Genomic DNA, 25072 nt, shown 5'->3' with positions numbered 1-25072 from the left:
ACCTCACGCCCATGGCCGAACACCTGATCCTTTCCGGCGCGCCCGAAGGCTATGACGCCGCCCTGATCGCGCGCGAGGCCGCGCGCCCCGAAAACAACGGCGCCCCCGTCATCCATATCGCCCGCGACGACCGCCGCATGGCCGCGACGCGCGCGGCCCTGGCCTTCCTGGCGCCCGATCTGGCGGTGCTGGATTTTCCGGCCTGGGACACGACGCCCTATGACCGCATCTCGCCCTCGCCCGACATTCAGGCGGCGCGGATGGCGACGCTGGCCGGGCTGGCGCAGGGGGCGGTCAAGGGGCCGTTCGTGCTGCTGACGACGCTGAACGCGGTGCTGCAACGGGTGCCCGCGCGCGATGTCGTCCGGAACGCCAGCTTCACCGCCCGGGTGGGCGACCGCATCGACGAGGCCGGGTTGCGCGATTTTCTGGTGCGCATGGGATTTGCGCAATCGCCGACCGTGACCGAACCCGGCGATTATGCGGTGCGCGGCGGCATCATCGACATTTATCCGCCCGGCGAATCCGGCCCGGTGCGGCTGGACCTGTTCGGCGACGTTCTGGACGGCGCCCGCCGATTCGACGCGGAAACGCAGCGCACCACCGAAAAGCTGTCGCGGATCGAGCTTGCGCCCATGTCCGAGGTGATCCTGGATGAGGACGCGATCACCCGCTTTCGCCAGAGCTATCGCACGGAATATGGCGGCGGCACCAACGATCCCCTGTATGAAAGCGTCAGCGCGGGCCGCAAGACGGCGGGGATGGAGCATTGGCTGCCCTGGTTCCACGACCGGATGGAGAGCCTGTTCGACTATCTTCCCGGCGCCTCGGTGGTGCTGGACGACCATATCGGTCAGGTGGCCGACGCCCGCCGCGACATGATCCGCGAACAGTTCGAGGCGCGGAAGGCGGCGATGGCCGCCAAGGGCCGCAGCGACACGGTCTATAAGCCCGTGCCCCCCGAGGCGATGTTCCCCTCGGACGACGAGTGGACGGCCTGGCTGGCGGCGCATCGCCTGCTGCGCCTGTCGGTGCTGCCGCAGCCGCCGGGGCCGGGGGTGCTGGATGCGGGCGGTCGCGCGGGGCGCAACTTCGCGCCGGAACGTCAGGCGGAAAGCATCAACCTGTTCAAGGCTCTGGCCGATCATGTGAAGACGCTTTCCAGGGATCACCGGGTGATCGTCGCCAGCTTTTCGGACGGGGCGCGGGAACGTCTGGCGGGCTTGCTGACCGACGAAGGCATGGCGGGCGCCAAGCCCATCGGCGACATCCGCGACCTGCCCGACAGGCCGGGCACGGTCGGGCTGGCGGTCTGGCCCCTGGACGAGGGTTTCGTGGCCGAGGGGCAGGCGCTTGGCAGGCTGGCGGTCATTTCCGAACAGGACGTGCTGGGCGACCGGCTGATCCGGGGCGCGAAGAAGCGTCGCCGGGCCGACAACTTCCTGCGCGACACGACCAGCCTGACGCCGGGCGATCTGGTCGTCCATGTCGAACACGGCATCGGCCGCTATACGGGGCTTGAGACGATCAAGGCCATGGGCGTGCCGCATGACTGCGTGGCGCTGGAATATGCGGGCGGCGACCGGCTGCTCCTGCCGGTCGAGAATATCGAGCTGCTGTCCCGTTACGGCCACGAGGAAGGCTTGCTGGACAAGCTGGGCGGCGGCGCCTGGCAGGCGCGGAAAGCGCGCCTCAAGGAGCGCATCAAGCTGATCGCCGACAAGCTGATGCGGGTGGCCGCCGAACGCCTGCTGCGCGCCGCCCCGGTGCTGGAGCCAGCGGATCACGACTGGCAGTCCTTCGCCGCCCGCTTCCCCTATTCCGAGACCGAGGACCAACTGTCCGCCATCGAGGACGTGGCCGGGGATCTGGCGGCGGGCCGGCCGATGGACCGGCTGATCGTCGGCGACGTGGGCTTCGGCAAGACCGAGGTGGCGATGCGCGCGGCCTTCATCGCGGCGTCCCAGGGGATGCAGGTCGCGGTGGTGGCGCCGACGACGCTGCTGGCGCGCCAGCATTTCAAGACCTTCGCCGAACGCTTCCGCGGCACCGCCGTCGCCGTGCGCCCCCTGTCGCGCTTCGTTTCCGCCAAGGACGCCGCCGCGACCCGCGCCGGGCTGGCCGATGGCGGCGTCGATATCGTCGTGGGCACCCATGCGGTGCTGGCCAAGGGCGTGCGCTTCAAGAACCTGGGCCTGCTGATCATCGACGAGGAACAGCATTTCGGCGTCGCCCACAAGGAACGGCTCAAGGAGTTGCGCAGCGACATCCACGTCCTGACCCTGACCGCCACGCCGATCCCGCGCACCCTGCAATTGTCCCTGACCGGCGTGCGCGACCTGTCGGTGATCGGCACGCCGCCGGTCGACCGGCTGTCGATCCGCACCTATGTGTCGGAATTCGACAGCGTGACCATCCGCGAGGCGCTGCTGCGCGAGAAGTATCGCGGGGGCCAAAGCTTCTTCGTCGTCCCGCGCCTGTCCGACCTGCCCGAGGTCGAGCATTGGCTGCGCGAGAACATGCCCGAAATCAGCTATCTGGTCGCCCATGGCCAGCTTGCCGCGGGCGATCTGGACGGGCGGATGAACGCCTTTTACGACGGCAGCCATGACGTGCTGCTGGCGACGACCATCGTCGAATCGGGGCTGGATATTCCGACCGCCAACACCATGATCGTCTGGCGCGCCGACATGTTCGGGCTGGCGCAACTGTATCAGATCCGGGGCAGGGTGGGCCGGTCCAAGACCCGCGCCTATTGCTATCTGACCACCAGGTCGCGCCAGCCGCTGACCCCGCAGGCGATGCGGCGGCTGAAATTCCTGGGCTCCATCGACGGGCTGGGGGCGGGCTTCAACCTGGCGTCGCAGGATCTGGACCTGCGCGGCGCGGGCAATCTGCTGGGCGAGGAACAGTCCGGCCATATCAAGGAAGTCGGGTTCGAACTTTACCAGCAGATGCTGGAGGAAACCATCGCCAAGCTGAAATCCGGCGAGATCGAGGGCACGCCCGAGGACGAATGGGCGCCGCAGCTGAACCTGGGCGTGCCGGTGACGATCCCGGAAAGCTACATCCTCGATCTGGACGTGCGGCTGGGCCTTTACCGCCGCCTGTCCGGCCTGACCACCAAGGTCGAGCTGGAGGGTTTCGCGGCCGAGCTGATCGACCGCTTCGGCCCGCTGCCGCGCGAGGTGAACACGCTGCTTCTGGTGATCCGCATCAAGGCGATGGCCAAGCGCGCCAATATCGCCCGGCTGGACGCGGGGCCAAAGGGCGCGACGGTGCAGTTCCACCTGGACAAGTTCCCGAACCCGGCGGGGCTGGTCGAGTTTCTGACCGATCAGCGCGGCGAGGCGAAGGTGACGGACAACAAGATCTTCGTGCGGCGCGACTGGACCAGCGACGCCGACCGCATCAAGGGCGCCTTCGCCGTCGCGCGCGATCTGGCCGCCAAGGCCAAGGCCGCCAGGTGACTGGACGGGTCCGGTTCGACCATGGTCCCCTGCCGGGCGGCACGCTGTTCGCGGCGCCCCGGACGGTGATCCGCGCCGAGACCGCCACGGGCGTCGCCCCGGCCCTGGCCGCGATCGAGGCCGCGCGGGCGCGCGGGATGTGGCTGGCGGGCTATCTCTCCTATGAACTGGGGCACGCGCTGACGCCCAGGTTGGCGCCGCTGATGCCTGCGGGGCGCGGCGATCACCCGCTGATCCTGATGGGCGTCTTCGACGCGCCGCGCCCCGCGCCGCCCTTGCCCGATCCGGCGGCTGCCATCGGCCCGGCGCAGCCGCTGTGGTCGCGGGTGCGCTATGACGCGGCCATCGCGGCGGCGCGGGACTATATCGCGGCGGGCGATTGCTATCAGGTGAATGTGACCTTCCCGATGCTGGCGCGGGTCGCGGGCGATCCGCTGGCCCTCTATGCGGCGCTTTCGGCGCGCCAGCCGGTGGGCGAGGGGGCCTTTGTCGATCTGGGCGGGCCGGTCGTGCTGTCGCGCAGCCCGGAACTGTTCTTCGCCGTCGATGCCGAAGGCCGGATCGAGACGCGGCCGATGAAGGGCACCGCCCCGCGCGGCGCGACCCCGGACGGCGATGCGGCCGCCGCCGCCGCCCTCGCCGCATCCGAAAAGGACCGGGCCGAGAACCTGATGATCGTCGATCTGCTGCGCAACGACCTGTCGCGCATCTGCCTGCCCGGCAGCGTCCGGGTGCCGCAACTGTTCCATGTCGAGACCTATGCGACGCTGCATCAGATGATCTCCACCGTGACCGGGCAACTGGCGCCGGGGGTCGGGCTGGCGGCGATCCTGGGCGCGCTGTTTCCCTGCGGCTCGATCACCGGGGCGCCCAAGATCCGGGCGATGCAGATCATCGCGGAACTGGAACGGGCGCCGCGCGGCGTCTATTGCGGGGCCATCGGCTGGATCGACCCGGCCGGGCCGATGCGCTTTTCGGTGGCGATCCGCACGCCGGTGCTGGAGGCCCCGGACCGCCTGCGGCTGAATGTCGGCGGCGGCATCATCCATGACAGCCGCGCCGGATCGGAATGGCAGGAGGCATTGTGCAAGGCCGCATTTCTGGACCTCTCCCCGCGGGCCTGACCGTTTTCGAGACGATGCGGGCCGAGGCTGACGGGCGCATCGCCCTGTGGCCGCTGCATCTGGACCGGCTGCGGCGGGACTGCGCGGCGGTGGGTTTTCCGCTGGACGAGGGGCGGGTCGCGGCGGTGCTGGCCGGGCTGCCGCGCGGGCAGGTGCTGCGGGCGCGGCTGACGGTGGACGCGGCGGGCGCGGTGGCGCTGACGCAACAGCCGCTGGCCGCGAATCCGCCCCGGTGGCGGCTGCGGATCGCCGGGATCCGGCTGTCCAGCAGCGATCCCTGGCTGCGGATCAAGACCTCGCGCCGGCCTGCCTATGACGCGGCCCGCGCGGCCCTGCCGGAGGGGGTGGACGAGGCGCTGCTGCTGAACGAACGCGGCGAGATCTGCGAGGGGACGATCACCAACCTGTTTCTGGACCGCGATGGACGGCTGCTGACGCCCGCGCTGGCTTGCGGGCTGCTGCCGGGGGTGCTGCGAGCCTCGCTGCTGGCCTCGGGGCGGGCGCAGGAAGCGGTGCTGCTGCCGGGCGACTTGGCGGAGGGCCGCATCCTGATGGGCAATGCGCTGCGCGGGCTGATCCCGGCGCGGCTATCCTGATCCGCAAGAAGCGATGCCGGCCCCCATCGAGGGGACCGGCATCGCTGCTTTCGGCGGCGCCACCCCGGCGGGCCGTTGACGACGCGGGCGGCGGCAAAAAGCCCCGCCGCAGGGTCGCGCGGCGGGGCCTTGCTCGGGCTTGCGTGAGCGCGGGGGTTATTCCGCGGTCAGCAGCGGCGTCTTCGATTTGCCGATGCGGGGGGCGTCGGGGCCGGTGATGTCGAAGACAGGCTTGTCATCCTCGATCTTCACGCGGACCACGCCGCCCTTGGTCAGCCGGCCGAACAGCAGTTCCTCGGCCAAGGGCTTCTTGATGTTCTCCTGGATCACGCGGCCCAGGGGACGGGCGCCCATCTTGTCGTCATAGCCCTTTTCGGCCAGCCAGTCGGCGGCTTCCGGGGTCAGTTCGATATGGACGTTGCGGTCCATCAGTTGGGCTTCCAGTTGCAGCACGAATTTTTCGACCACATGGACGACCACATCGCGCGAAAGGGGCGCAAAGCTGATGATCGCGTCCAGACGGTTGCGGAATTCGGGCGTGAAGGTCCGCTCGATCGCGGCCGTATCCTCGCCCTCGCGCTTGTCGCGGCCGAAGCCGATCGCGGCCCGCTGCATGTCCGAGGCCCCCGCGTTCGAGGTCATGATCAGGATCACGTTGCGGAAATCCACCTGGCGGCCGTTGTGGTCGGTGAGCTTGCCGTGATCCATCACCTGCAACAGGATGTTGTAGACATCCGGGTGCGCCTTCTCGATCTCGTCCAGCAGCAGCACGCAATGCGGATGCTGGTCCACGCCGTCGGTCAGCATCCCGCCCTGGTCGAAGCCGACATAGCCCGGAGGCGCGCCGATCAGGCGGGAAACCGCGTGCTTCTCCATATATTCCGACATGTCGAAGCGCAGCAGTTCGACGCCCAGCGTGCTGGCAAGCTGCTTGGCGACCTCGGTCTTGCCCACCCCGGTCGGGCCGGCGAACAGATAGTTGCCGATCGGCTTTTCGGGTTCGCGCAGGCCCGCCCGCGCCAGCTTGATCGCCGAGGACAGCGCCGTGATCGCCGCGTCCTGGCCGAAGACCACGCGTTTGAGCGCGCTTTCCAGGTCGCGCAGCACCTCGGCATCGTCCTTGCTGACGTTTTTCGGAGGGATGCGGGCGATCTTGGCCACCACGGCCTCGATCTCCTTGGGGGTGATCATCTTGCGGCGCTTGCTTTCGCTGACCAGATGCTGCGCGGCCCCGGCCTCGTCGATCACGTCGATGGCGCTGTCGGGCAGCTTGCGGTCGTTGATATAGCGGCTGGCCAGTTCCACCGCCGACTTGATCGCCTCGTTCGTGTAGCGCAGGTCATGGTACTTTTCGAAGCTGGGTTTCAGGCCCATCAGGATCTTGACCGTGTCGGGGACCGAAGGCTCGTTCACGTCGATCTTCTGGAACCGGCGCGACAGGGCGCGGTCCTTTTCGAAATGCTGGCGGAACTCCTTGTAGGTGGTCGAGCCCATGCAGCGCAGCTTGCCGCCCGACAGCGCGGGCTTGAGCAGGTTCGAGGCATCCATCGCCCCGCCCGAGGTCGCCCCCGCGCCGATGACGGTATGGATCTCGTCGATGAACAGGATCGCGTCGGGGTGGTTTTCCAGTTCCTTGACGACCGCTTTCAGCCGTTCCTCGAAATCGCCGCGATAGCGGGTGCCCGCCAGAAGCGCGCCCATGTCGAGCGAAAAGATCGTGGCGCCCGCCAGCACCTCGGGGGTTTCGCCGCGCGTGATCTTCAGGGCCAGGCCCTCGGCGATGGCGGTCTTGCCCACGCCCGGATCGCCCACCAGCAGCGGGTTGTTCTTGCGGCGGCGGCACAGAACCTGGATGGCCCGTTCAACCTCGGCCTCGCGGCCGATCAGGGGGTCGATGTCGCCCTTTTTCGACTTGGCGTTCAGGTCCACGCAGTATTTGCCAAGCGCGGTTTCGTCCTTGGCCTCGGGCGCGGATTCGGCCTGCTTCTGTTCGGGTTCGTCGGATCCGACCACCTTGCGGTTTTCGTTGAAGGACGGGTTCTTCGCCACGCCATGCGCGATGAAGTTGACCGCGTCGTAACGGGTCATGTCCATTTCCTGAAGGAAGAAGGCGGCGTTCGATTCGCGTTCGGCGAAGATCGCGACCAGGACGTTCGCGCCCGTCACCTCTTGCCGGCCCGAGCTTTGGACATGGATCGCGGCGCGCTGGATCACCCGCTGGAAGGCGGCGGTCGGCACGGCCTCGGACCCTTCCACGTCGGTGACCAGGGTGGACAGGTCGTCCTCGATGAAATCGACAAGCAGCTTGCGCAGCTCGTCCAGGTCGACATTGCAGGCGCGCATGACCTTGACCGCATCGGGTTCTTCGGTCAGGGCCAGCAGCAGGTGTTCGAGCGTGGCAAGCTCGTGTCGGTGTTCGTTCGCCAGCGCAAGCGCCTGGTGAATGGCCTGTTCCAGGGGGGTCGAGAAACTTGGCACGGTCGTCTCCTGTCAGTCGGCTGGCGGTATGGACGCGACATGGTGCCCACCTGTCCAGACTGTCACGATGGCTTTAAGATTTGGTGGATTTCGCCCGGCATCAAGAGCTTTCTCATGACGATGCCACGAATTTCCCACGGCTGAGGCAGATGTGATGCGTGACCGCCGGAATTTCAAGCGCGGGCGAGCGCGGAGGATCTCCGGCATCAGAATCCGGCATCAGAACTGGTCCTTCATGCGGCGCAGTTTCGCGAAGACCTCGACATCCGGCGACTCGGCCATGCCCAGCGACGCACGCAGCGCCGCCGGGCGCAGGAACGGGTTGGTCTCGCGTTCCAGGGCCAGCGTCGCCGGGGCGCAGGGCCGGTCGCCGCGCCGCACCGCATCCAGCCGGTCGCGCAGCGCCTGGTTGTCGGGGTCGACCGACAGCGCGAAGGCGCCGTTGCCCGCGCAATAGTCGTGGCCCGAACAGATCAGCGTGTCGGCGGGCAGGGCGTTCAGGCGCGACAGGCTGTCCCACATCATCGCGGGGCTGCCCTCGAACAGGCGCCCGCAGCCGAGCGCCATCAGGCTGTCGGCCGTGAAGGCGAAGCCCGAGCGGGGGAAATGAAAGGCGACATGGCCGATGGTGTGGCCCGAGACGTCGATGATCCGGACCGGTTCGCCCAGAACCTCCAGCGGTTCGCCCGGCGCGATGCGCAGGTCCAGCGGCGGCAGGCGGTGGGCGTCGGCGGCGGCGCCGATCACCATGGCGCCGGTTTCCCGCACGAGTTCGGCCACGCCGTCGACATGGTCGGAATGGTGATGGGTCAGCAGGATCGCCGACAGCGTCCAGCCGCGTTCGGCCAGGGCGCGCAGGACCGGCGCGGCCTCGGGGGCGTCGATCAGGACCGTGCCCTCGTCACCATGCAGCAGATAGGCATAGTTGTCCTTCAGGCAGCGCAGCGTGACCAGTTCCAGCGGCATTGGCAAATCCCCTTGCGTGTGATGAGGTCGAGCCTGTCAAAAGCCGGGCCGGGGCGCAATGCACCACGATATCGCCGACCTTCGCCAGTTCTATTACCAACGGTCGCTGGGCCGCGTGGTGCAGCGCATCCTGCGCGACCGGCTGGTGTCGCGCTGGCAGCCGGCGGGATGCACGGGGATGACGGTGGCGGGCTTCGGCTTTGCCGCGCCGATGCTGCGGCCCTATCTGGCGGTGGCGCGGCGGATCACGGCGCTGATGCCCGGCCCGCAGGGGGTGATGGCCTGGCCCGCCGGGATGCCCAACCGCAGCGTCCTGTGCGACGAGGTCGCCTGGCCGCTGGAAACCGGCAGCGTCGACCGGCTGGTGATGCTGCACGGGCTGGAGACCAGCGACGATCCCTCGGCCCTGCTGGCCGAGGCATGGCGGGTGCTGGGGCCGGGCGGGCGGATGATAGCGATGGTGCCGAACCGCGCCGGGCTGTGGGCGGCCTCTGATCGCACCCCCTTCGGCCTGGGCCGCAGCTATACCACCGGCCAGATCGAGACCCAGGCCCGGCAGGCGGGTTTCTTGCCGGAATGGCACGGATCGGCGGTCTATATCCCGCCCTCGGACCGGCGGTTCTGGCTGGGCAGCGCGCAGATGTGGGAACGGGCGGGCACGCGCATCAGCCGCGTCCTGATTGCCGGCGTGGTGCTGATCGAGCTGTCCAAGCAGGTGCGCGCCCCGATCGGCCCCGAGCCGCGCGTCCATGTTCCCAGCCCGCTGGAGATCCTGGACGGGGTGGTGGGGCCGCGTCCCGCGCGCGCCCCGACGGCCGGGAATTTGCAGCATATGCAGAAAAAACGACCCGAAACGCCCGCGAATCGCGCAAGACCTGTCCATAAGGTGAACTGCCGCAGCGCAGCATTATGTCCTATAGGAATGCTGTAACTCGTGGCCTGCTGTTAACCAGTCGTCCTGCCCTGCCATTCCGACATGGCAAGGGTGACTGCCCGTCTTGTAGATGTTGTCAGTGACGCCCGGCATGAGGTGACAGCCCCCCAGGGTGACCGCCCCATGCCGGGTTGTTCCCATGCCCGCGCGCGGCAGGTGCAAGGGCCGCCGCGCCCGCCCGCCGGGGGCTTTCCCCGACCCGTTCCGGCACCTGGCGATCCGAAGGTGGCAATCCTTCATATTTCCGCGTTCTAGCCGGTTGCCCGAGCCGTTTTCACCTGCTAGAGACGCCGCAGATTTCCGAACGGCCCTCCAGAAGCCGTGCGACTGCGACCCGCACCCCGCGACAGACCGGCAGCCGCCGGCCCGCCAGTGGGGCTTGCGCAAACCGTAAAGGATGACCGTGGCCAACTCTGTTTCCATGTCCCAGAGCATCGCCGGGCGCTATGCGCAGGCCGTCTTCGAGATCGTCAAGGAAGACGGGATCGTCAAGAAAGACGGGACCGTCAAGAAAAACGGGGGCCTGGACGCCCTGGCCCGGCAGACCGAGGATCTGGGCGCGGCGCTGTCGGACAGCGCCGATCTGCGCGACCTGATCAACTCTCCGATCTATACCCGCGACGATCAGGCCCGCGCCATCGGCGCGCTGGCGCAGAAGATGGGCTTTTCGCCGGTGCTGGCCAACACGCTGCAACTGATGGCGCACAACCGCCGCCTGTTCGTGCTGCCGCAACTGGTGCGCCAATTGCAGGCGCTGATCGCGGCGGAACGCGGCGAGGTCACCGCCGAGGTGACAAGCGCCGTCGCGCTGACCGACGACCAGCAGACCCGTCTGCGCGACACCCTGGCGCGGAAGTCCGGCAAGAAGGTCAAACTGAACACCCGCGTCGATGAGGCCCTCATCGGCGGCATGATTGTCAAGCTTGGTTCGCAGATGATCGACAGCTCGATCCGCTCGAAGCTCGCTTCCCTCCAGAATGCTATGAAAGAGGTCGGATAATGGGAATCCAGGCAGCCGAGATCTCGGCCATCCTCAAGGATCAGATCAGGAATTTCGGCCAGGAGGCCGAGGTGGCCGAGGTCGGGCAGGTGTTGTCCGTCGGCGACGGCATCGCCCGCGTCTATGGCCTGGACAAGGTGCAGGCCGGCGAGATGGTCGAATTCCCCGGCGGCATCCGCGGGATGGTGCTGAACCTTGAAACCGACAACGTGGGCATCGTGATCTTCGGCGACGACCGCTCGATCAAGGAAGGCGACACCGTCAAGCGCACCCGGTCGATCGTGGACGTGCCGGTCGGCAAGGCGCTCTTGGGCCGCGTCGTGGATGGCCTGGGCAACCCCATCGACGGTAAGGGCCCGATCGAGGCGACCGAGCGCCGGATCGCCGACGTCAAGGCGCCGGGCATCATGCCGCGCAAATCGGTGCATGAACCGATGGCGACCGGGCTCAAGGCCGTGGACGCGATGATCCCGGTCGGCCGCGGCCAGCGGGAACTGATCATCGGCGACCGCCAGACCGGCAAGACCGCCATCGCGCTGGACACCATCCTGAACCAGTTGAACTATAACGGCCGCGAAAGCGACGGCATGAAGACGCTGCATTGCGTCTATGTCGCGGTGGGGCAGAAGCGTTCGACCGTCGCCCAGCTTGTGAAGAAGCTGGAAGAGACCGGCGCCATGGCCTATACGACCGTGGTCGCCGCGACCGCCTCGGACCCCGCGCCGATGCAGTTCCTGGCGCCCTATTCGGGCACAGCGATCGGCGAGTATTTCCGCGACAACGGCATGGACGCGCTGATCATCTATGACGATCTGTCCAAGCAGGCCGTGGCCTATCGCCAGATGTCGCTGCTGCTGCGCCGTCCGCCCGGCCGCGAAGCCTATCCGGGCGACGTGTTCTATCTGCATTCCCGCCTGCTGGAGCGTTCGGCCAAGCTGAACGAGAACCACGGCGCCGGTTCGCTGACCGCGCTGCCGATCATCGAGACGCAGGCGGGCGACGTGTCGGCCTATATCCCGACCAACGTGATCTCGATCACCGACGGCCAGATCTTCCTCGAAACCGAACTGTTCTTCCAGGGCATCCGTCCGGCCGTGAACACCGGCCTGTCGGTCAGCCGCGTCGGTTCCGCCGCCCAGACCAAGGCGATGAAATCCGTCGCCGGTCCGGTCAAGCTGGAACTGGCCCAGTATCGCGAGATGGCGGCCTTCGCGCAGTTCGGGTCCGACCTCGATGCCGCGACGCAGCGCCTGCTGAACCGCGGCTCGCGCCTGACCGAGCTGATGAAGCAGCCGCAGTATCGCCCGCTGACCAACGCCGAGATCGTGATCGTCATCTATGCCGGGACCAAGGGCTATATCGACAACATCCCGGTCAAGGATGTCGTCGCCTGGGAAGAAGGGCTGATCCAGTTCCTGCGCAACCAGAAGGCCGACCTGCTGGACGACATGACCCGCAACGACCGCAAGGTCTCGGGCGAGCTGGAAGACGCGATCAAGGCGGCTTTGGACGCGTATAACAAGACCCGCGCCTGAGAGGGGGAATAGATGCCCAGTCTCAAGGATCTCAAGAACCGGATCGGAAGCGTCAAGAACACGCGGAAGATCACCAAGGCGATGCAGATGGTCGCCGCCGCGAAGCTGCGCCGCGCGCAGGAAGCGGCGGAAGCCGCGCGTCCCTATGCCGACCGGATGGCGGCGGTGATGGCCGGGCTGACCGCGAATGCGGCCGGTTCCGCCTCCGCGCCGCGCCTGCTGGCCGGGACGGGTGCCGACCGCAAGCATCTGCTGGTCGTGATGACCTCGGAACGCGGCCTGGCGGGGGGCTTCAACAGCGCCATCGTCAAGCTGGCCCGCCAGCACGCCGACCGGCTGCGGGGGCAGGGGAAAGAGGTCGCGATCCTGACCGTCGGCAAGAAGGGCCGCGAGCAGCTGAAGCGCGAATACGGCAGCCTGTTCGTCAGCCATGTCGACATGTCCGAGGTCAAGCGCGTGGGTTACGACAACGCCCGCGCCATCGCCGACGACGTGCTGGACCGCTTCGAGGCGGGCGATTTCGACGTGGCGACGCTGTTCTACAACCGCTTCGAATCGGTGATCAGCCAGGTTCCGACCGCGCGCCAGATCATCCCGGCCGAACTGTCCGAGGGCGAGACGACCGGGGGCGCGTCCAGCCTCTATGACTATGAACCGGGCGAGGAGGCGATCCTGGCCGACCTGCTGCCGCGTTCGGTCGCGACGCAGGTCTTCGCGGCGCTTCTGGAAAATGCGGCGTCCGAACAGGGCGCGCGGATGACGGCCATGGACAACGCCACGCGCAACGCGGGCGACATGATCGACCGTCTGACGACCGAGTACAACCGCTCGCGTCAGGCCGCGATCACCAAGGAACTCATCGAAATCATCTCGGGCGCGGAGGCTCTGTAACGGAATGGTTTCGCTGCCCTACAAGCAACACGGTGTGTCCATCGACAAGACGCTTGGACGTGGGAACGGCGAGACCATTCAGATCGCGACGATCACGTCGATCCACCTCAGCACCAGTTATGCGATGTGGTGGATGCCCGGTTTGGCCGCTGGTGTGGCGGCGTTCGGTTCGCTGGCGGGCGGCGGAGGGGGCATTCTCTTCGTCGCGCTGGCTGCTGCGGCCGTGCTGTGCTTCTGGTTGGCGGGGCGATTCAGAAAATACAACGTCGTCGTGACGACTGCCTCGGGCGAACATAAGGTATTTGCCGAGACGCGGGATGCGGCACCGGCTCAGGAAATCAGATCTGCTCTCGAGATGGCGATCTCGGAGCGTGGATAAAGAGGAAATGCAAATGGCCAATCCCACTGGCAGAATCACGCAGGTGATCGGCGCCGTCGTCGACGTGCAGTTCGGCAGCCACCTGCCGGCGATTCTGAACGCGCTGGAAACGCATAACAACGGCAAGAAGCTGATCCTGGAAGTGGCGCAGCATCTGGGCGAGAACACCGTCCGCACCATCGCCATGGATTCGACCGAAGGTCTGGTCCGCGGCGAGCCGGTCAGCGACACCGGCGGTCCGATCACCGTGCCGGTCGGCGACGTGACGCTGGGCCGCATCCTGAACGTCGTGGGCGAGCCGGTCGACGAAGGCGAGCCCCTGAACGTCAGCGAGCGCCGGGCGATCCACCAGCCCGCCCCGGAATTCGCGCAGCAGGCGACCAGTTCGGAAATCCTGGTCACCGGCATCAAGGTCATCGACCTGCTGGCCCCCTATTCCAAGGGCGGCAAGATCGGCCTGTTCGGCGGCGCCGGGGTGGGCAAGACGGTTCTGATCATGGAACTGATCAACAACATCGCCAAGGTGCATTCGGGCTATTCGGTGTTCGCGGGCGTCGGCGAACGCACCCGCGAAGGCAACGACCTGTATCACGAGATGGTGGAATCGGGTGTCATCAAGCCCGACAACCTGGCGGAGTCGCAAGTGGCCCTGGTTTACGGCCAGATGAACGAGCCTCCGGGGGCGCGGATGCGCGTGGCGCTGACCGGCCTGACCGTGGCGGAACAGTTCCGCGACGCCACCGGCACCGACGTTCTGTTCTTCGTGGACAACATCTTCCGCTTCACCCAGGCGGGTTCGGAAGTGTCGGCTCTGCTGGGCCGGATCCCGTCCGCCGTGGGCTATCAGCCTACGCTGGCCACCGATATGGGCGCGATGCAGGAACGCATCACCTCGACCAAGAACGGCTCGATCACCTCGATCCAGGCCGTCTATGTTCCGGCCGACGACCTGACCGACCCGGCGCCCGCCACGACCTTCGCCCACCTGGACGCCACGACCGTGCTGTCGCGCGCGATCTCGGAACTGGGCATCTATCCGGCCGTGGACCCGCTGGATTCGAACAGCCGGATCCTCGACCCGGCTGTCGTGGGCGAGGAACACTATCAGGTTGCCCGCGACGTTCAGGGGATCCTGCAAAAATACAAGTCGCTCCAGGACATCATCGCCATCCTCGGCATGGACGAACTGTCCGAGGAGGACAAGCTAACCGTGGCCCGCGCCCGCAAGATCCAGCGTTTCCTGTCGCAGCCCTTCGACGTGGCGAAGGTGTTCACCGGGTCCGACGGCGTTCAGGTGCCGCTGGAGAAAACCATCGCGTCGTTCAAGGCCGTGGTTGCCGGTGAATACGACCACCTGCCGGAATCGGCCTTCTACATGGTCGGCGACATCGAGGACGTGAAGGCCAAGGCCCAGCGTCTCGCGGCAGAAGCCGCGTAAGGGGGCGAAATGGCCGATACCATGCAGTTCGACCTCGTGTCGCCGGAACGGAGCCTTGTCTCGGTCCCGGTGCGCGAGGTGCGCCTGCCGGGCACGGACGGCGACCTGACCGCCATGCCCGGCCATGCGCCCACCATCGTCACGCTGCGGCCGGGTCTGGTCACGGCGATCGGCGCCGACGGATCGCAGACGGAATTCGCCGTGACCGGCGGCTTTGTCGAGATCGGTCCCGATTCGGTCAGCCTGCTGGCCGAACGCGGCCATCCGCGCGAGGAAATGACCCAAGCCGTCTTCAACGAGATGATGACCGAGGCGCTTCGCACCCGCCGCAATCTTGAAAGCAAGCGCGACTCGGTGGGCGATGATGTCGTGACCGCCGCCGTCAAGCTGCTGGCGGATATGGAGGCCCTGGGCACCCATATCGGCTTGGATCCGAATCAAACGACCGTGCCCGATTGAGGGCTGGTCTGTGGCGACTGAAAGGCCCCGGTGCGGTCCCCGCGCCGGGGTTTTTCATGCCTGCGGCGCGGCCCCGGTCCCGCGTTCGCGGTAAGGGGTGCCGCCATACAGCGCCCGGTAGCATTTGGAAAAATGCGAGGGACTGGAAAAGCCCGAGGCGAGGGCGACCTCGATGATCGACATGTCGGTCTGCATCAGCAGGTTGCGGGCGCGGGCGAGGCGCGTTTCCATGTAATATCGCTTGGGGCTGCGGTTCAGGTAGCGGCGGAACAGCCGTTCCAGCTGGCGCGTGGACATGCCCGCGTCCGCCGCAAGCTGGGCGGGGCTGATCGGGTCTTCCAGGTTCCCCTCCATCCGCGCGATGACGGCGGCCAGCTTGGGGTGGCGGATGCCGATCCGGGTGGGGATCGACAGCCGCTGCCGGTCCTGATTGGTGCGGATCGTGGTGTGCAGCATCTGGTCCGCGACCTCGGTCGCCAGGGCCTCGCCATGCGCCTCGGCGATCAGGTGCAGCATCATGTCGATCGAGGACGTGCCCCCCGCCGCCGTCAGCCGGTTGCCGTCGTTGACGAAGACCGACCGATACAGGTCGACCTGCGGAAAGGCCTCGGCGAAGCCGTCGTGGTTTTCCCAGTGGATCGTGGCCTTGCGCCCGTCCAGCAGCCCCGCCTCGGCCAGGATCCAGGCGCCGGTGCAGACCGCGCCCATCGTCGCCCCGCCGCGCGCCTGCTTGCGCAGCCAGGTCAGCACGGGCCGGGTCGCCTCGCGCGCGATCTCGGTGCCGCCGCAGACGATGATCACGTCGTCGCGTTCGGCAGTCATGTCGTCCAGCCCCGCGTCCAGCGCCACCTTGGCGCCGTTGGAGCAGGTGGCCCAGTCCTTGCCCGTCCCGACCAGGCGCCAGGCATAAAGTTCACGCCCGGCGGCGCGGTTGGCCAGCCGCAGCGGCTCGACCGCGGCGGTAAAGGGCAGCATGGTGAAGCGGTCCAGCAGAAGGAAGGTGAACCGGCGGGGCTTTTCGGATGGCATGGGGCTGTCTTCGCGCGTGATCGCGCCACCTCATCAGGGTTTTCCCGCTGCCGCAAGAGGATCCGCCACCTTCCCCTTGCCGCCGTTCGCGTCTATATCAGCACGATCATTTCCAAGGAGTGCGTGCCATGACGCAGGAGAACCGCAAGACCGTTGCCACCCAGACCTGGGACAAGGCCGGCTGGCGCGCCTATCCCCGCGTCCAGATGCCGGACTATACCGACCCCGCCGCGTTGCAGGCGGCCGAGGCGCAGCTGCGCCGCTATCCGCCGCTGGTCTTCGCCGGAGAGGCGCGGCGCCTGAAGGCCCAGCTTGCCCTGGCGGCGGAAGGCCGGGCCTTCCTGCTGCAAGGCGGCGACTGCGCCGAAAGCTTTGCCGAATTCAGCGCCGACAATATCCGCGACACCTTCAAGCTGCTGTTGCAGATGGCGGTCGTGCTGACCTGGGGCGCGCAGATGCCGGTCATCAAGGTCGGCCGGATGGCGGGCCAGTTCGCCAAGCCCCGCAGCGCCCCGACCGAGATCGTCGATGGCGTGGAACTGCCCAGCTATCGCGGCGACATCATCAACGGCTTCGATTTCACGGCCGAGGCGCGGATCCCCGATCCGCAGCGGATGCTGGCGGCCTATACCCAGGCGGCGGCCTCGCTGAACCTGCTGCGGGCATTCTCGACCGGCGGTTTCGCGGACATGCACCGCGTGCAAAGCTGGATCGCCGATTTCGTCGGCGGGCCCGAGGCCGCGAAATACCGCGACATCGCGGGCCGGATCGGCGACGCGATGGCCTTCATGCAGGCCGCCGGGGTCAATTCCGACACCGCGCATCAGCTGTCCAAGGTCGATTTCTATACCAGCCACGAGGCGCTGCTGCTGGAATACGAAGAAGCCTTGGCCCGCGTCGATTCGACCACCGGCCTGCCGGTAGCGGGGTCGGGCCACATGATCTGGATCGGCGACCGCACCCGCCAGGTCGATGGCGCACATGTCGAATTCTGCCGGGGCGTGCAGAACCCCATCGGGCTGAAATGCGGCCCGACGACCACGGCGGACGACCTGAAGGCGCTGATGGCCAGGCTCAACCCGGAAAACGAGGCGGGGCGGCTGACGCTGATCGCGCGCTTCGGGGCGGGCAAGGTGGGCGACCACCTGCCGCGCCTGATCCAGACGGTGCAGTCCGAGGGCGCGAACGTCGTCTGGTCCTGCGACCCGATGCACGGCAACGTCATCAAGTCCTCGACCGGCTACAAGACGCGGGCCTTCGATTCGATCCTGCGCGAGGTGCGCGAGTTCTTCGCCGTCCACAAGGCCGAGGGCACGATCCCCGGCGGCGTGCATTTCGAGATGACCGGCAAGGACGTGACCGAATGCACCGGCGGCGTCCGCGCCGTCACGGACGAGGATCTGTCGGATCGCTATCACACCGCCTGCGACCCGCGCCTGAATGCCAGCCAGTCCCTGGAACTGGCCTTCCTGGTGGCCGAGGAACTGCGCGACCGCCGCGAAGCCGCGGTCCAGGCCCGGCCCGACGCCGTGGCCGTCTGATCTGCCGGCAGCCGCCCCTTGCCGGGCGGGGCACGGAACCGCCCGTCGCCGAAGAAGCGCCCACCCCGGCGGCGGCCGGATTGCGGCCACAAGAACGGCCGAAGCGCGTCGTATTCCGCCGCCGTGATCCCCGCAGGGTCCCAGATGTCGAAATCGCTGCCCAGCTTCGCCGTGCGGCCTAGGTGTTTGATCCCACGGTTTGATGGTGCGATCCTTTCTCAGGGATGGAGGGAAGCATTATGGGCCAGGTTCGTCACGGGAGCGCCACGACCACGCACGCCGTCAGAGCTGCAATACAACGATCGCAAGCTTCGCTCGCGACGCAGAGCCGGGAGCTCGGCATTAACCCCAAGACAGTGGCGAAGTGGCGCAAGCGAGCGACGGTCGATGATCTCAAGACAGGGCCGAAGGAGCCACGCTCCACGGTTTTGACAGAAGCCGAGGAGGCGGCCATCGTCGCGTTCAGGCTGCACACGCTTTTGCCGCTGGACGACTGCCTCTATGCCCTGCAGCCATCAATTCCACACCTGACACGCTCAGCGCTGCATCGGTGCCTTCAGCGCCACGGCATCTCTCGACTGCCCGACGTGGAAGGCGACAAGCCGAAACGGTCGAAGTTCAAGCGCTACCCTATCGGCTTCTTTCATATCGACATCGCCGAGGTGCAGACTGCTGAAGGCAAGCTTTACCTGTTCGTCGGCATTGACCGCACGAGCAAGTTTGCCGTGACCCAGCTCGTCGACAAGGCGGACAGGAAGACAGCTTGGGAGTTCCTGCAGCACATGCTCGAAGCCGTGCCCTATCAGGTCCATACCATCCTCACCGACAACGGTATTCAGTTCGCCGAGCAGCCTCGGAACCGGAACACCATCTATTCCAGACCTATGCGCTTTGACATGATCTGCGAGGCCAACGGCATTGAGCACCGCCTGACGAAGCCCAACCACCCGTGGACCAACGGTCAGGTCGAGCGGATGAACCGCACGATCAAGGACGCCACCGTCAAACGCTTTCACTACACCAGCCACGACGAGCTCCGCACGCATCTCGCCGACTTCATGGCAGCCTACAACTTCGCGCGTAGGCTCAAGACCCTCGGCGGCCTCACGCCCTACGAATACATCTGCAAGATCTGGACATCAGAGCCAGACAGATTCATCCTAAACCCGATCCACCAGATGCCGGGACTGAACACCCGCGCCCGGATCGCAGATCATGCGGCGGTTGCCCCGACGCGACAGGATCATCGGCGGGCGGTCCGGCGATGCGTTCGAGGTCGAGGGGTATGACCAGGGCGGCAGGCAGCACGGCCCCACCGGCAGCGGCATGGCGTGCCGGTCCAGTCCCCGCGCCCGGATCGCGGATCATGCGGCGGTTGCCCCGACGCGACAGGATCGGCGGCAGGCGGTCAGCTTGCGACGGTTGGATCGGGCGGCGGCAGGTCGCTGAGAAGGCAAGGGCGCGGGGCCGGTGCGGTCATGATCGGGCGGCGGCGGCACCAATTGAAACAACAACCCAAACAACAACCGTCAGTCAGGAAAAATCGCAGGACGGACGGTCACGTGAAGCGGGGCGCGAATAGACCCACGCTGCGACACTTTGGGGAGAACCTTTTGCCTCTCTGGCGCTTGCAGCATGGCGCGGCGGGTGGCGGCATGGCGGACCAGTCCCCGCGCCCGGATCGCAGATCATGCGGCGGTTGCCCCGACGCGACAGGATCATCGGCGGGCGGTCCGGCGATGCGTTCGAGGTCGAGGGGTATGACCAGGGCGGCAGGCAGCACGGCCCCGCAGGCGGCAGCACGGCCCGCAGATGGCGGCACGGCCCCGCAGGTAGCGGCATTGCACGGCGGGCGGCGGCATGGCCCCGCAGATGGCGGCATGGTCCCGCAGGTGGCAGCATGGCACCGCAGGCGGCGGCACGGCGCGCCGGTTCATTCCCCGCGCCCGGATCGCAGATCATGCGGCGGCTGCCCTGATGCGACAGGATCGGCGGCAGGCGGTCCGGCGATGCGGTCGAGGTCGAGGGGTATGACCACGGCGGCGGCATGGTCCCGCAGGTGGCAGCATGGCACCGCAGGCGGCGGCATGGCGCGGCGGTCCAGTCCCCGCGCCCGGATCGCAGATCATGCGGCGGCATGGCCCGATGCGACGGGATCGGCGGCAGGCGGTCCGGCGATGCGGTCGAGGTCGAGGGGTATGACCAGGGCGGCAGCATAGTCCCGCAGGTGGCAGCACGGCCCCGCAGGTAGCGGCATGGCCCCGCTGGCGGCAGCATGGCCCCGCAGGTGGCAGCATGGCACCGCAGGTAGCGGCATGGCCCCGCTGGCGGCGGCATTGCACGGCGGGCGGCGGCAGGTCGCTGAGAAGGCAAGCGGCAGGATGGATCGCAAGCCCGGCTATTGGGGCGCGTCACGTCCATCTTTTCCGGGTAGATAACCCTCGGACTGCAAAGCGCCGACCAGCAATCGGCGAATCGCGGCGGACACGCTTAGCGAAGCCGCTGGATTGTCGGCAATGTAGGCGTCAAGCGCAGCCATCATGTCCACCGGCAGGCGCACCCCGACCCTCGGCGTTTCACCCGTTGCGGGACGGCCTCGTTTTTTTTGTGGGACAGATATTGACGACATGTTTTTTGTGTGCCAGAAAAGATGCACAAGAGCAAGCGGCAAAGCAATCCGCGAAGCCGATCAATCAAGATGAAACCGCGATAAGCCACAAATCAAGGCAAGACGATGACCACATTTAACGACATAGGCACGGCAAAAAAAACGCCTGTTATGATGAAATTCATTTCGTATCAAAGCCTCATGCTTGAATGGGAAAGCCATCCCGATACAGCGGAAAACATGGCGGAAATCGACAGTTGCGGGCGCGCTTTTGCGGATCGCCTTGCGGAAATCCGACGCGAAATCGTTGCAACCCCCACAACATGCGCGGCAGACTTCGCGGCCAAGTTAATCGTGGATACCAGCTATGGCGAAATCTTACCGGATTGGAACGATAGCGAAAGCATATGGGCAGAAGCGCGGGCGCTGACCAGTCAAATCGCGGCCTGAGAATATCCGCGCTGGCATGTTCGGATGACCGGATTTGGGGCGAAAAGGCATTATGCCACCAACGGATCGCCGCCCTGACAGGCAGATTAGGCAAGCCGTGCGATAGCCGCTACAGCGCAATAAGGGCCAGAGCCTTTGCCCGAACCTCAAGCGATCCGCCCCGGCCATAGTCGGGGCGCTCGTATTTGTGGCCCATCAGTTCGGCCCTGATCCGATCATCAATCCCGGCCTCTGTCATCCGATCCTCAAACGAATGGCGCAGGCAATAGGCTGTATGTTTCGGCGTCTCGCGCAGTTTGTTTTCAGTCAGGAATTTGTTGACCGTCGCCGACCAACTATCGGCATTGTCAACGTAATGCCCGATACCGCCCCGCCCCGCGATCCGCTTTGCGGCGTCCAGGGAAACGCCCAACAGCGGGATTTGACGGGGCGACATTTCGGTTTTCAGGACGCGGGCGATCTGGCAAGAAATATCCAGATGCGGGACAGCTTCTGTCAGTCGCCACGCCTCACGCCCACAGCCCAGGATTTCCGAAGGTCGGGCGCCCGTATTGACCATAACGAGCAGCACGTCCCGCGCCTCATCGTTCAGCCCGTCAAGGGCGCCATCGGCAAGGATACGGTTCCGGATGAAAGCCTCGGAAAACGGGACGCCAACCGTCTTGGTTTTCTTGCCCTTGAACCGCAGCTTGGCGAACGGGTTGGGAAGATCCAGCGCGTGATATTCGCACCACGTCCGGTAAAGGTCGGACAAATGCCCAATATCCTTGTTCGCCGACCCCTTGTCCAAGCCCTCTTTGGCAATCCTTTCGGCCCAATGGTCGCGCAGTCTTTGGGCATGTTCACGCCCGATTTCGGTCATGGCGAGGTCGCCGTTCAGCTTGACGAAAGTTGCAACCGCCCGCTCACGGGGCTGGCGCCAGCGTTTGACCTGCCGCTCGGATTTGCCTGCCTGCCGCTCAATAGCCGAAAACCTGACAAAATCAGCCAGCGCCGCCGTGATCGAGACGGGCGGCTTATCTATTGCGCCGAGAAGGGCAGAGGCTTCCGCCAGAGGCGCGAATGTTCCATCAGATCGGATCAGCGCCTCTAGCCGCGTGAGAAGGTCATCAATCGGCGCGGCTGCCAGTTCTGCCGCCGGACGGTAAGGAAAGCCGCGCGCCTGTGCCAGCTTGCGCGCTGCCTCATAAGCGGCTGCCGCATCATCAGTTTGGCCGACTGCCAAGGCTTCCCAATAGGCCATGACTTCGGCCTCGACCGCTGCGGCTTTGATCCTCGCCTCGCGTTCGGAGTCGGTCCAGAGCGCCCGCGTCACCTTCTGCCGGGGATCGACTTGGGCGAACCTTTTGGGCACCCGCTTCACGAAATACCAGTAACCGCGATCCTTGGTGATGCCCATCGCCCTGCCTCATGTTCCGGGACATGTTCCGGGATTTAAGAGCGATTTCAAGGGCGCGGAAGGGGAATGCTCTGCAAATGCTGGGAATTTTACATTTGCATAGCGAGTGAATTGGTGGAGCCAAGGGGAGTCGAACCCCTGACCTCTTGAATGCCATTCAAGCGCTCTACCAACTGAGCTATGGCCCCACCGGAGGTCCGCCGCGTCTTTCGCCGTGGCGTGCGGGGTCTATAAGGGCGCGCGCAGCAGGGTGCAAGCGGAAAATTCGGCCGTCGGGAGATTGTCGCCTGGCCCTCGATCCCCCGAAAGGCAGCCGGATCAAGGGGCCTTGGGACTGCCGCGACAGAGAGGGTAGTGGATGGTGAGGAACTGCCGACCAACCAGACAAGCTATTGATATTGCTTTCTCTTCTAGGTGGGCGGGTTGCGTTGTCACACCTGTGGCTGTGGTACGCAAGTAGCCTGTGATCTGCATAGAGTTTGGACGTTCAAATTGTCATGCGGCGCTTGGCGGTTGTCGGCGCAGGTCTTGAGCGCGATCATGATATCGAGGGTCTGCCGGCACAGGTAGACGTTGTGCGGCTTGGACCGCTTCATGGGCTCCTTCGGGATGGTCCAGACAGTATTGTCGAAATCGATCTCGTCCCAGACTGCATCCTGCAACTCGCTCTTGCGACTGCGGACGATGCGGATGCCGTTCTGACGCATGAGCCTGCCCACACGACGCTGGCCGAGCCGCAGACCCAATTCGTTCAGTTCCTCGGTCATGCGCGGCCTGCCATAGCTGCCCAGGCTCAGCCGATGCTGGTCGCGAATGTGGGCCAGGATCACCCTATCGCGCCGCTGGCGGATTGACGGGGGTCTGTGCCGCCATGCGCGCAATCCGCGGTCCGTCACGCCCATCATTCGACACAGATGGCTACGGGAAAGGCAGCCCCGATAACTGGCAATAAACTGAAACGTCACAGCTTTTGAGCCGCGAAGAACTGAGCTGCCTGTTTTGGCACCTCCCACTTTCGCCGGGCAAACAGTCCCCCGGACTGTTTCCTGATCCGGCTCAAATCGCGCAATATGCGGTTCTCTTTCCGCAGCCGTTCATTCTCGCGAAGAAGATCCGCATCCCGGTCCGGCACCTTTGCCTCATCGGAATTCGCCCGAATCCATTTGCCGAGCGTCGAAAGCCCGATCCCAAGATCAGACGCGATCTGACGCCGTGTCAGACCACTGGTGAGTGCAATTCCAACCGCATCGCGCTTGAACTCGTCGCTGTGTGTCACTGCCATATTCGGTCTCCATTTTGGCGAGCATCGCTCTCTGAAGACCGGAACGGAACGGGGACAGGTCCACGCTTCCCCATGCCGGGCGAGGAAGTCGATCACGGCACGGGCGGCCGGGGAGTGTTCGTCACGGACATACTCGACGATGGCTAGGATACCATCTGAAGGCAGGGCTCGGGCGGCTTCGCGATAGAAGGCCGGCCGGTCGAACCAATGCGCGGCCGTCGCCGCCACCACGCCTCGCGCGCCGCCATCCTCGACAGGCAGGTGCTCGGCGTTGCCATCACGATAGGAGACAGAAGGAGAAGCTGGCTGCACCATCGCCTGCTCGCGCATCCGGAACGATGGCTCGACCCCGACCACCGGCACACCTTGCGGCAAGGCGGCCGCGAGCTGGCGCGTGAAGATGCCCGTGCCGCTGCTGACATCGAGCACAGGCAATGCGGGTTCCACGGGAGCCGCCACGATCCGCGCGGCGACCTTGCGGACGATGCTATTCGGATATCGCGGGCGGAACTGCGCATATCGATCGCCGGCCGTCTGAAATCTGTCGCTCTGATTTGACATAACGTCACATTAGACGTTGTGCGGCTTGAATCGCTTCATCCGCTCCTTCGGGATCGACCAGACGGCGTTCTCGAAATCGACCTCATCCCAGGTTGCGTCCTGTAGCTCGCTCTTCCTGACCATGGTGAGCAGGAACAGTTTCATGCCGAGCCGGATCGTGGGCAGCGTGGGCACATGCTCAAGCTGGCCAAGCATGACGCGGATTTCGGCAGGCGACAGCGAACGGTCTCTGGGAACGAAGGTTGTGATGGAGGCAGGCCCGACCTCATTGGCCGGGTTGGCCACCTTTTCCCCGCGCAGGATTGCGAAGGCACAGACGAGCTTCACGATATCGCGGACGTGGACGGCCGTAGCCGGCGCTCCGCGTTGCTTCACCTTGGCGCACAGTGAACGCAGATCATCCGGTGTGATTTCCGACAGGAGCCGCCTGCGAAACGTAGGCAGTATGTCACGCTCAAAGATCGAGCGGCGCATCGCGCGGGTGCTGTCGGCCATCCGCGCCTCTTGCAGCCAGCGTTCGCCAAACTCGCCAAAGCCTTTTGCTTCCTTGATACGGCGTTTGTCCCGCCGTTTTTCGTGGGCCGGTGAGATGCCATCCTGGAGCAGTCGTACCGGAAGGTCATCGCTCCAGTCGGAGAGACCAGGAGGTACATACCGTGACGGTCCCTCACCTTATCTTTTTGTCTCGTGGTTTCAGTGCCATAATGGCTGCATCCGTGAGCATTCTTCCCTCCGAAATGGACCCGAAAAGGAGGAATCCGCCCAAAAAGTCCATCAGCCCTATTTTGACCTCTTTCTTGAAAATTCCGTCATGAATTTCGACGCTTTATGGTCAAAAAAGTCCGTCAGCGGTTTCCAATCCCCTGACGGTACTTTCAAAAAGTGGATTGAGCAAGTTCGGGGATGCCGTCGAAAAGTCCGTCTATCGCGAG

18 protein-coding genes, 1 tRNA gene and 2 pseudogenes are annotated in these 25072 nt (G+C 65.7%); 13 read left to right on the top strand and 8 right to left on the bottom strand.

Going from position 1 to position 25072, the window contains the following annotated elements; translation table 11 throughout:
- The first annotated feature begins 11 nt into the window (after nucleotides 1-11).
- The 3 genes from mfd to PXD02_RS11455 are packed head-to-tail and all read left to right on the top strand — an operon-like array spanning nucleotide 12 to nucleotide 5190.
- Nucleotides 12-3470, top strand: coding sequence for a transcription-repair coupling factor (mfd, locus tag PXD02_RS11465; protein WP_275104002.1), 3459 nt, complete (start codon nucleotides 12-14; stop codon nucleotides 3468-3470).
- Nucleotides 3467-4594, top strand: coding sequence for an aminodeoxychorismate synthase component I (locus PXD02_RS11460; RefSeq protein WP_275104001.1), 1128 nt, complete (start codon nucleotides 3467-3469; stop codon nucleotides 4592-4594). Before mfd ends, PXD02_RS11460 begins: the two co-directional genes overlap by 4 nt.
- Complete coding sequence (locus PXD02_RS11455) at nucleotides 4555-5190, top strand: aminotransferase class IV family protein (protein WP_275104000.1); 636 nt, start codon at nucleotides 4555-4557, stop codon at nucleotides 5188-5190. The genes PXD02_RS11460 and PXD02_RS11455 overlap by 40 nt, the downstream gene beginning before the upstream one ends.
- A 156-nt stretch (nucleotides 5191-5346) precedes the next feature.
- On the opposite strand, the gene clpA is transcribed toward PXD02_RS11455, so the two are convergent.
- Both clpA and gloB read right to left on the bottom strand, forming a co-directional pair.
- Nucleotides 5347-7668, bottom strand: coding sequence for an ATP-dependent Clp protease ATP-binding subunit ClpA (clpA, locus tag PXD02_RS11450; protein WP_275103999.1), 2322 nt, complete (start codon nucleotides 7666-7668; stop codon nucleotides 5347-5349).
- A gap of 219 nt (nucleotides 7669-7887) precedes the next feature.
- On the bottom strand, nucleotides 7888-8634 hold the full coding sequence (gene gloB / locus PXD02_RS11445; protein WP_275103998.1) for a hydroxyacylglutathione hydrolase: 747 nt from the start codon (nucleotides 8632-8634) through the stop codon (nucleotides 7888-7890).
- Nucleotides 8635-8692: 58 nt separating this feature from the next.
- Between gloB and PXD02_RS11440 the strand changes: the two genes are divergently transcribed.
- From PXD02_RS11440 to PXD02_RS11410, 7 genes are all read left to right on the top strand, one after another.
- Nucleotides 8693-9565: a class I SAM-dependent methyltransferase gene (locus PXD02_RS11440; protein WP_275103997.1), complete on the top strand. Its 873-nt coding sequence runs from the start codon at nucleotides 8693-8695 to the stop codon at nucleotides 9563-9565.
- 406 nt (nucleotides 9566-9971) lie between these two features.
- Nucleotides 9972-10568, top strand: coding sequence for a F0F1 ATP synthase subunit delta (locus PXD02_RS11435; protein WP_275103996.1), 597 nt, complete (start codon nucleotides 9972-9974; stop codon nucleotides 10566-10568).
- Entirely contained in the window at nucleotides 10568-12103 is a 1536-nt protein-coding gene (gene atpA, locus PXD02_RS11430) for a F0F1 ATP synthase subunit alpha (protein ID WP_275103995.1), read from the top strand. Before PXD02_RS11435 ends, atpA begins: the two co-directional genes overlap by 1 nt.
- 12 nt (nucleotides 12104-12115) lie before the next feature.
- Complete coding sequence (locus PXD02_RS11425; RefSeq protein WP_275103994.1) at nucleotides 12116-12994, top strand: F0F1 ATP synthase subunit gamma; 879 nt, start codon at nucleotides 12116-12118, stop codon at nucleotides 12992-12994.
- Nucleotides 12995-12998: 4 nt separating this feature from the next.
- Nucleotides 12999-13373: a DUF6232 family protein gene (locus PXD02_RS11420; protein ID WP_275103993.1), complete on the top strand. Its 375-nt coding sequence runs from the start codon at nucleotides 12999-13001 to the stop codon at nucleotides 13371-13373.
- Between the two features lie 13 nt (nucleotides 13374-13386).
- A complete protein-coding gene (gene atpD / locus PXD02_RS11415) occupies nucleotides 13387-14811 on the top strand; it encodes a F0F1 ATP synthase subunit beta (RefSeq protein WP_275103992.1) in 1425 nt (474 codons plus the stop codon).
- Nucleotides 14812-14820: 9 nt separating this feature from the next.
- Nucleotides 14821-15270 (top strand): F0F1 ATP synthase subunit epsilon, encoded by a 450-nt coding sequence (locus tag PXD02_RS11410; protein WP_275103991.1) that lies wholly within the window; start codon nucleotides 14821-14823, stop codon nucleotides 15268-15270.
- Between the two features lie 54 nt (nucleotides 15271-15324).
- Here the strand turns inward: PXD02_RS11410 and PXD02_RS11405 are convergent, their stop codons facing one another.
- Nucleotides 15325-16299, bottom strand: a complete 975-nt coding sequence (locus tag PXD02_RS11405) for a GlxA family transcriptional regulator (RefSeq protein WP_275103990.1) — start codon at nucleotides 16297-16299, stop codon at nucleotides 15325-15327.
- Nucleotides 16300-16427: 128 nt separating this feature from the next.
- Here PXD02_RS11405 and PXD02_RS11400 point away from each other — a divergent pair, with 128 nt between their 5' ends.
- The 3 genes from PXD02_RS11400 to PXD02_RS11390 all read left to right on the top strand — a co-directional run bounded on the left by PXD02_RS11400 (nucleotide 16428) and on the right by PXD02_RS11390 (nucleotide 20898).
- Nucleotides 16428-17840, top strand: a complete 1413-nt coding sequence (locus PXD02_RS11400; RefSeq protein ID WP_275103989.1) for a class II 3-deoxy-7-phosphoheptulonate synthase — start codon at nucleotides 16428-16430, stop codon at nucleotides 17838-17840.
- A 239-nt stretch (nucleotides 17841-18079) separates the two neighbouring features.
- Nucleotides 18080-19129 (top strand): IS481 family transposase, encoded by a 1050-nt coding sequence (locus PXD02_RS11395; protein WP_275103988.1) that lies wholly within the window; start codon nucleotides 18080-18082, stop codon nucleotides 19127-19129.
- Between the two features lie 1445 nt (nucleotides 19130-20574).
- A complete protein-coding gene (locus PXD02_RS11390) occupies nucleotides 20575-20898 on the top strand; it encodes a hypothetical protein (protein ID WP_275103987.1) in 324 nt (107 codons plus the stop codon).
- Between the two features lie 109 nt (nucleotides 20899-21007).
- Here PXD02_RS11390 and PXD02_RS11385 read toward each other — a convergent pair whose 3' ends face one another.
- The 5 genes and pseudogenes from PXD02_RS11385 to PXD02_RS11365 all read right to left on the bottom strand — a co-directional run bounded on the left by PXD02_RS11385 (nucleotide 21008) and on the right by PXD02_RS11365 (nucleotide 24692).
- Nucleotides 21008-22297: a DUF6538 domain-containing protein gene (locus tag PXD02_RS11385; RefSeq protein ID WP_275103986.1), complete on the bottom strand. Its 1290-nt coding sequence runs from the start codon at nucleotides 22295-22297 to the stop codon at nucleotides 21008-21010.
- Nucleotides 22298-22409: 112 nt separating this feature from the next.
- Nucleotides 22410-22485, bottom strand: a tRNA-Ala gene (locus tag PXD02_RS11380).
- A gap of 471 nt (nucleotides 22486-22956) precedes the next feature.
- Nucleotides 22957-23579: pseudogene (locus PXD02_RS11375) on the bottom strand (transposase); the annotation flags it as partial.
- A gap of 150 nt (nucleotides 23580-23729) precedes the next feature.
- Nucleotides 23730-24140 (bottom strand): annotated as a pseudogene (locus tag PXD02_RS11370) (class I SAM-dependent methyltransferase); the annotation flags it as partial.
- Between the two features lie 9 nt (nucleotides 24141-24149).
- Entirely contained in the window at nucleotides 24150-24692 is a 543-nt protein-coding gene (locus PXD02_RS11365) for a tyrosine-type recombinase/integrase (protein WP_473092084.1), read from the bottom strand.
- Nucleotides 24693-25072: the final 380 nt, after the last annotated feature.

The organism is Paracoccus sp. S3-43, assembly GCF_029027965.1.
Classification (GTDB): Bacteria; Pseudomonadota; Alphaproteobacteria; order Rhodobacterales; family Rhodobacteraceae; genus Paracoccus.
Note: the sequence above shows the minus strand (reverse complement) of the source record. Positions and strands in the feature narration are given on the sequence as shown.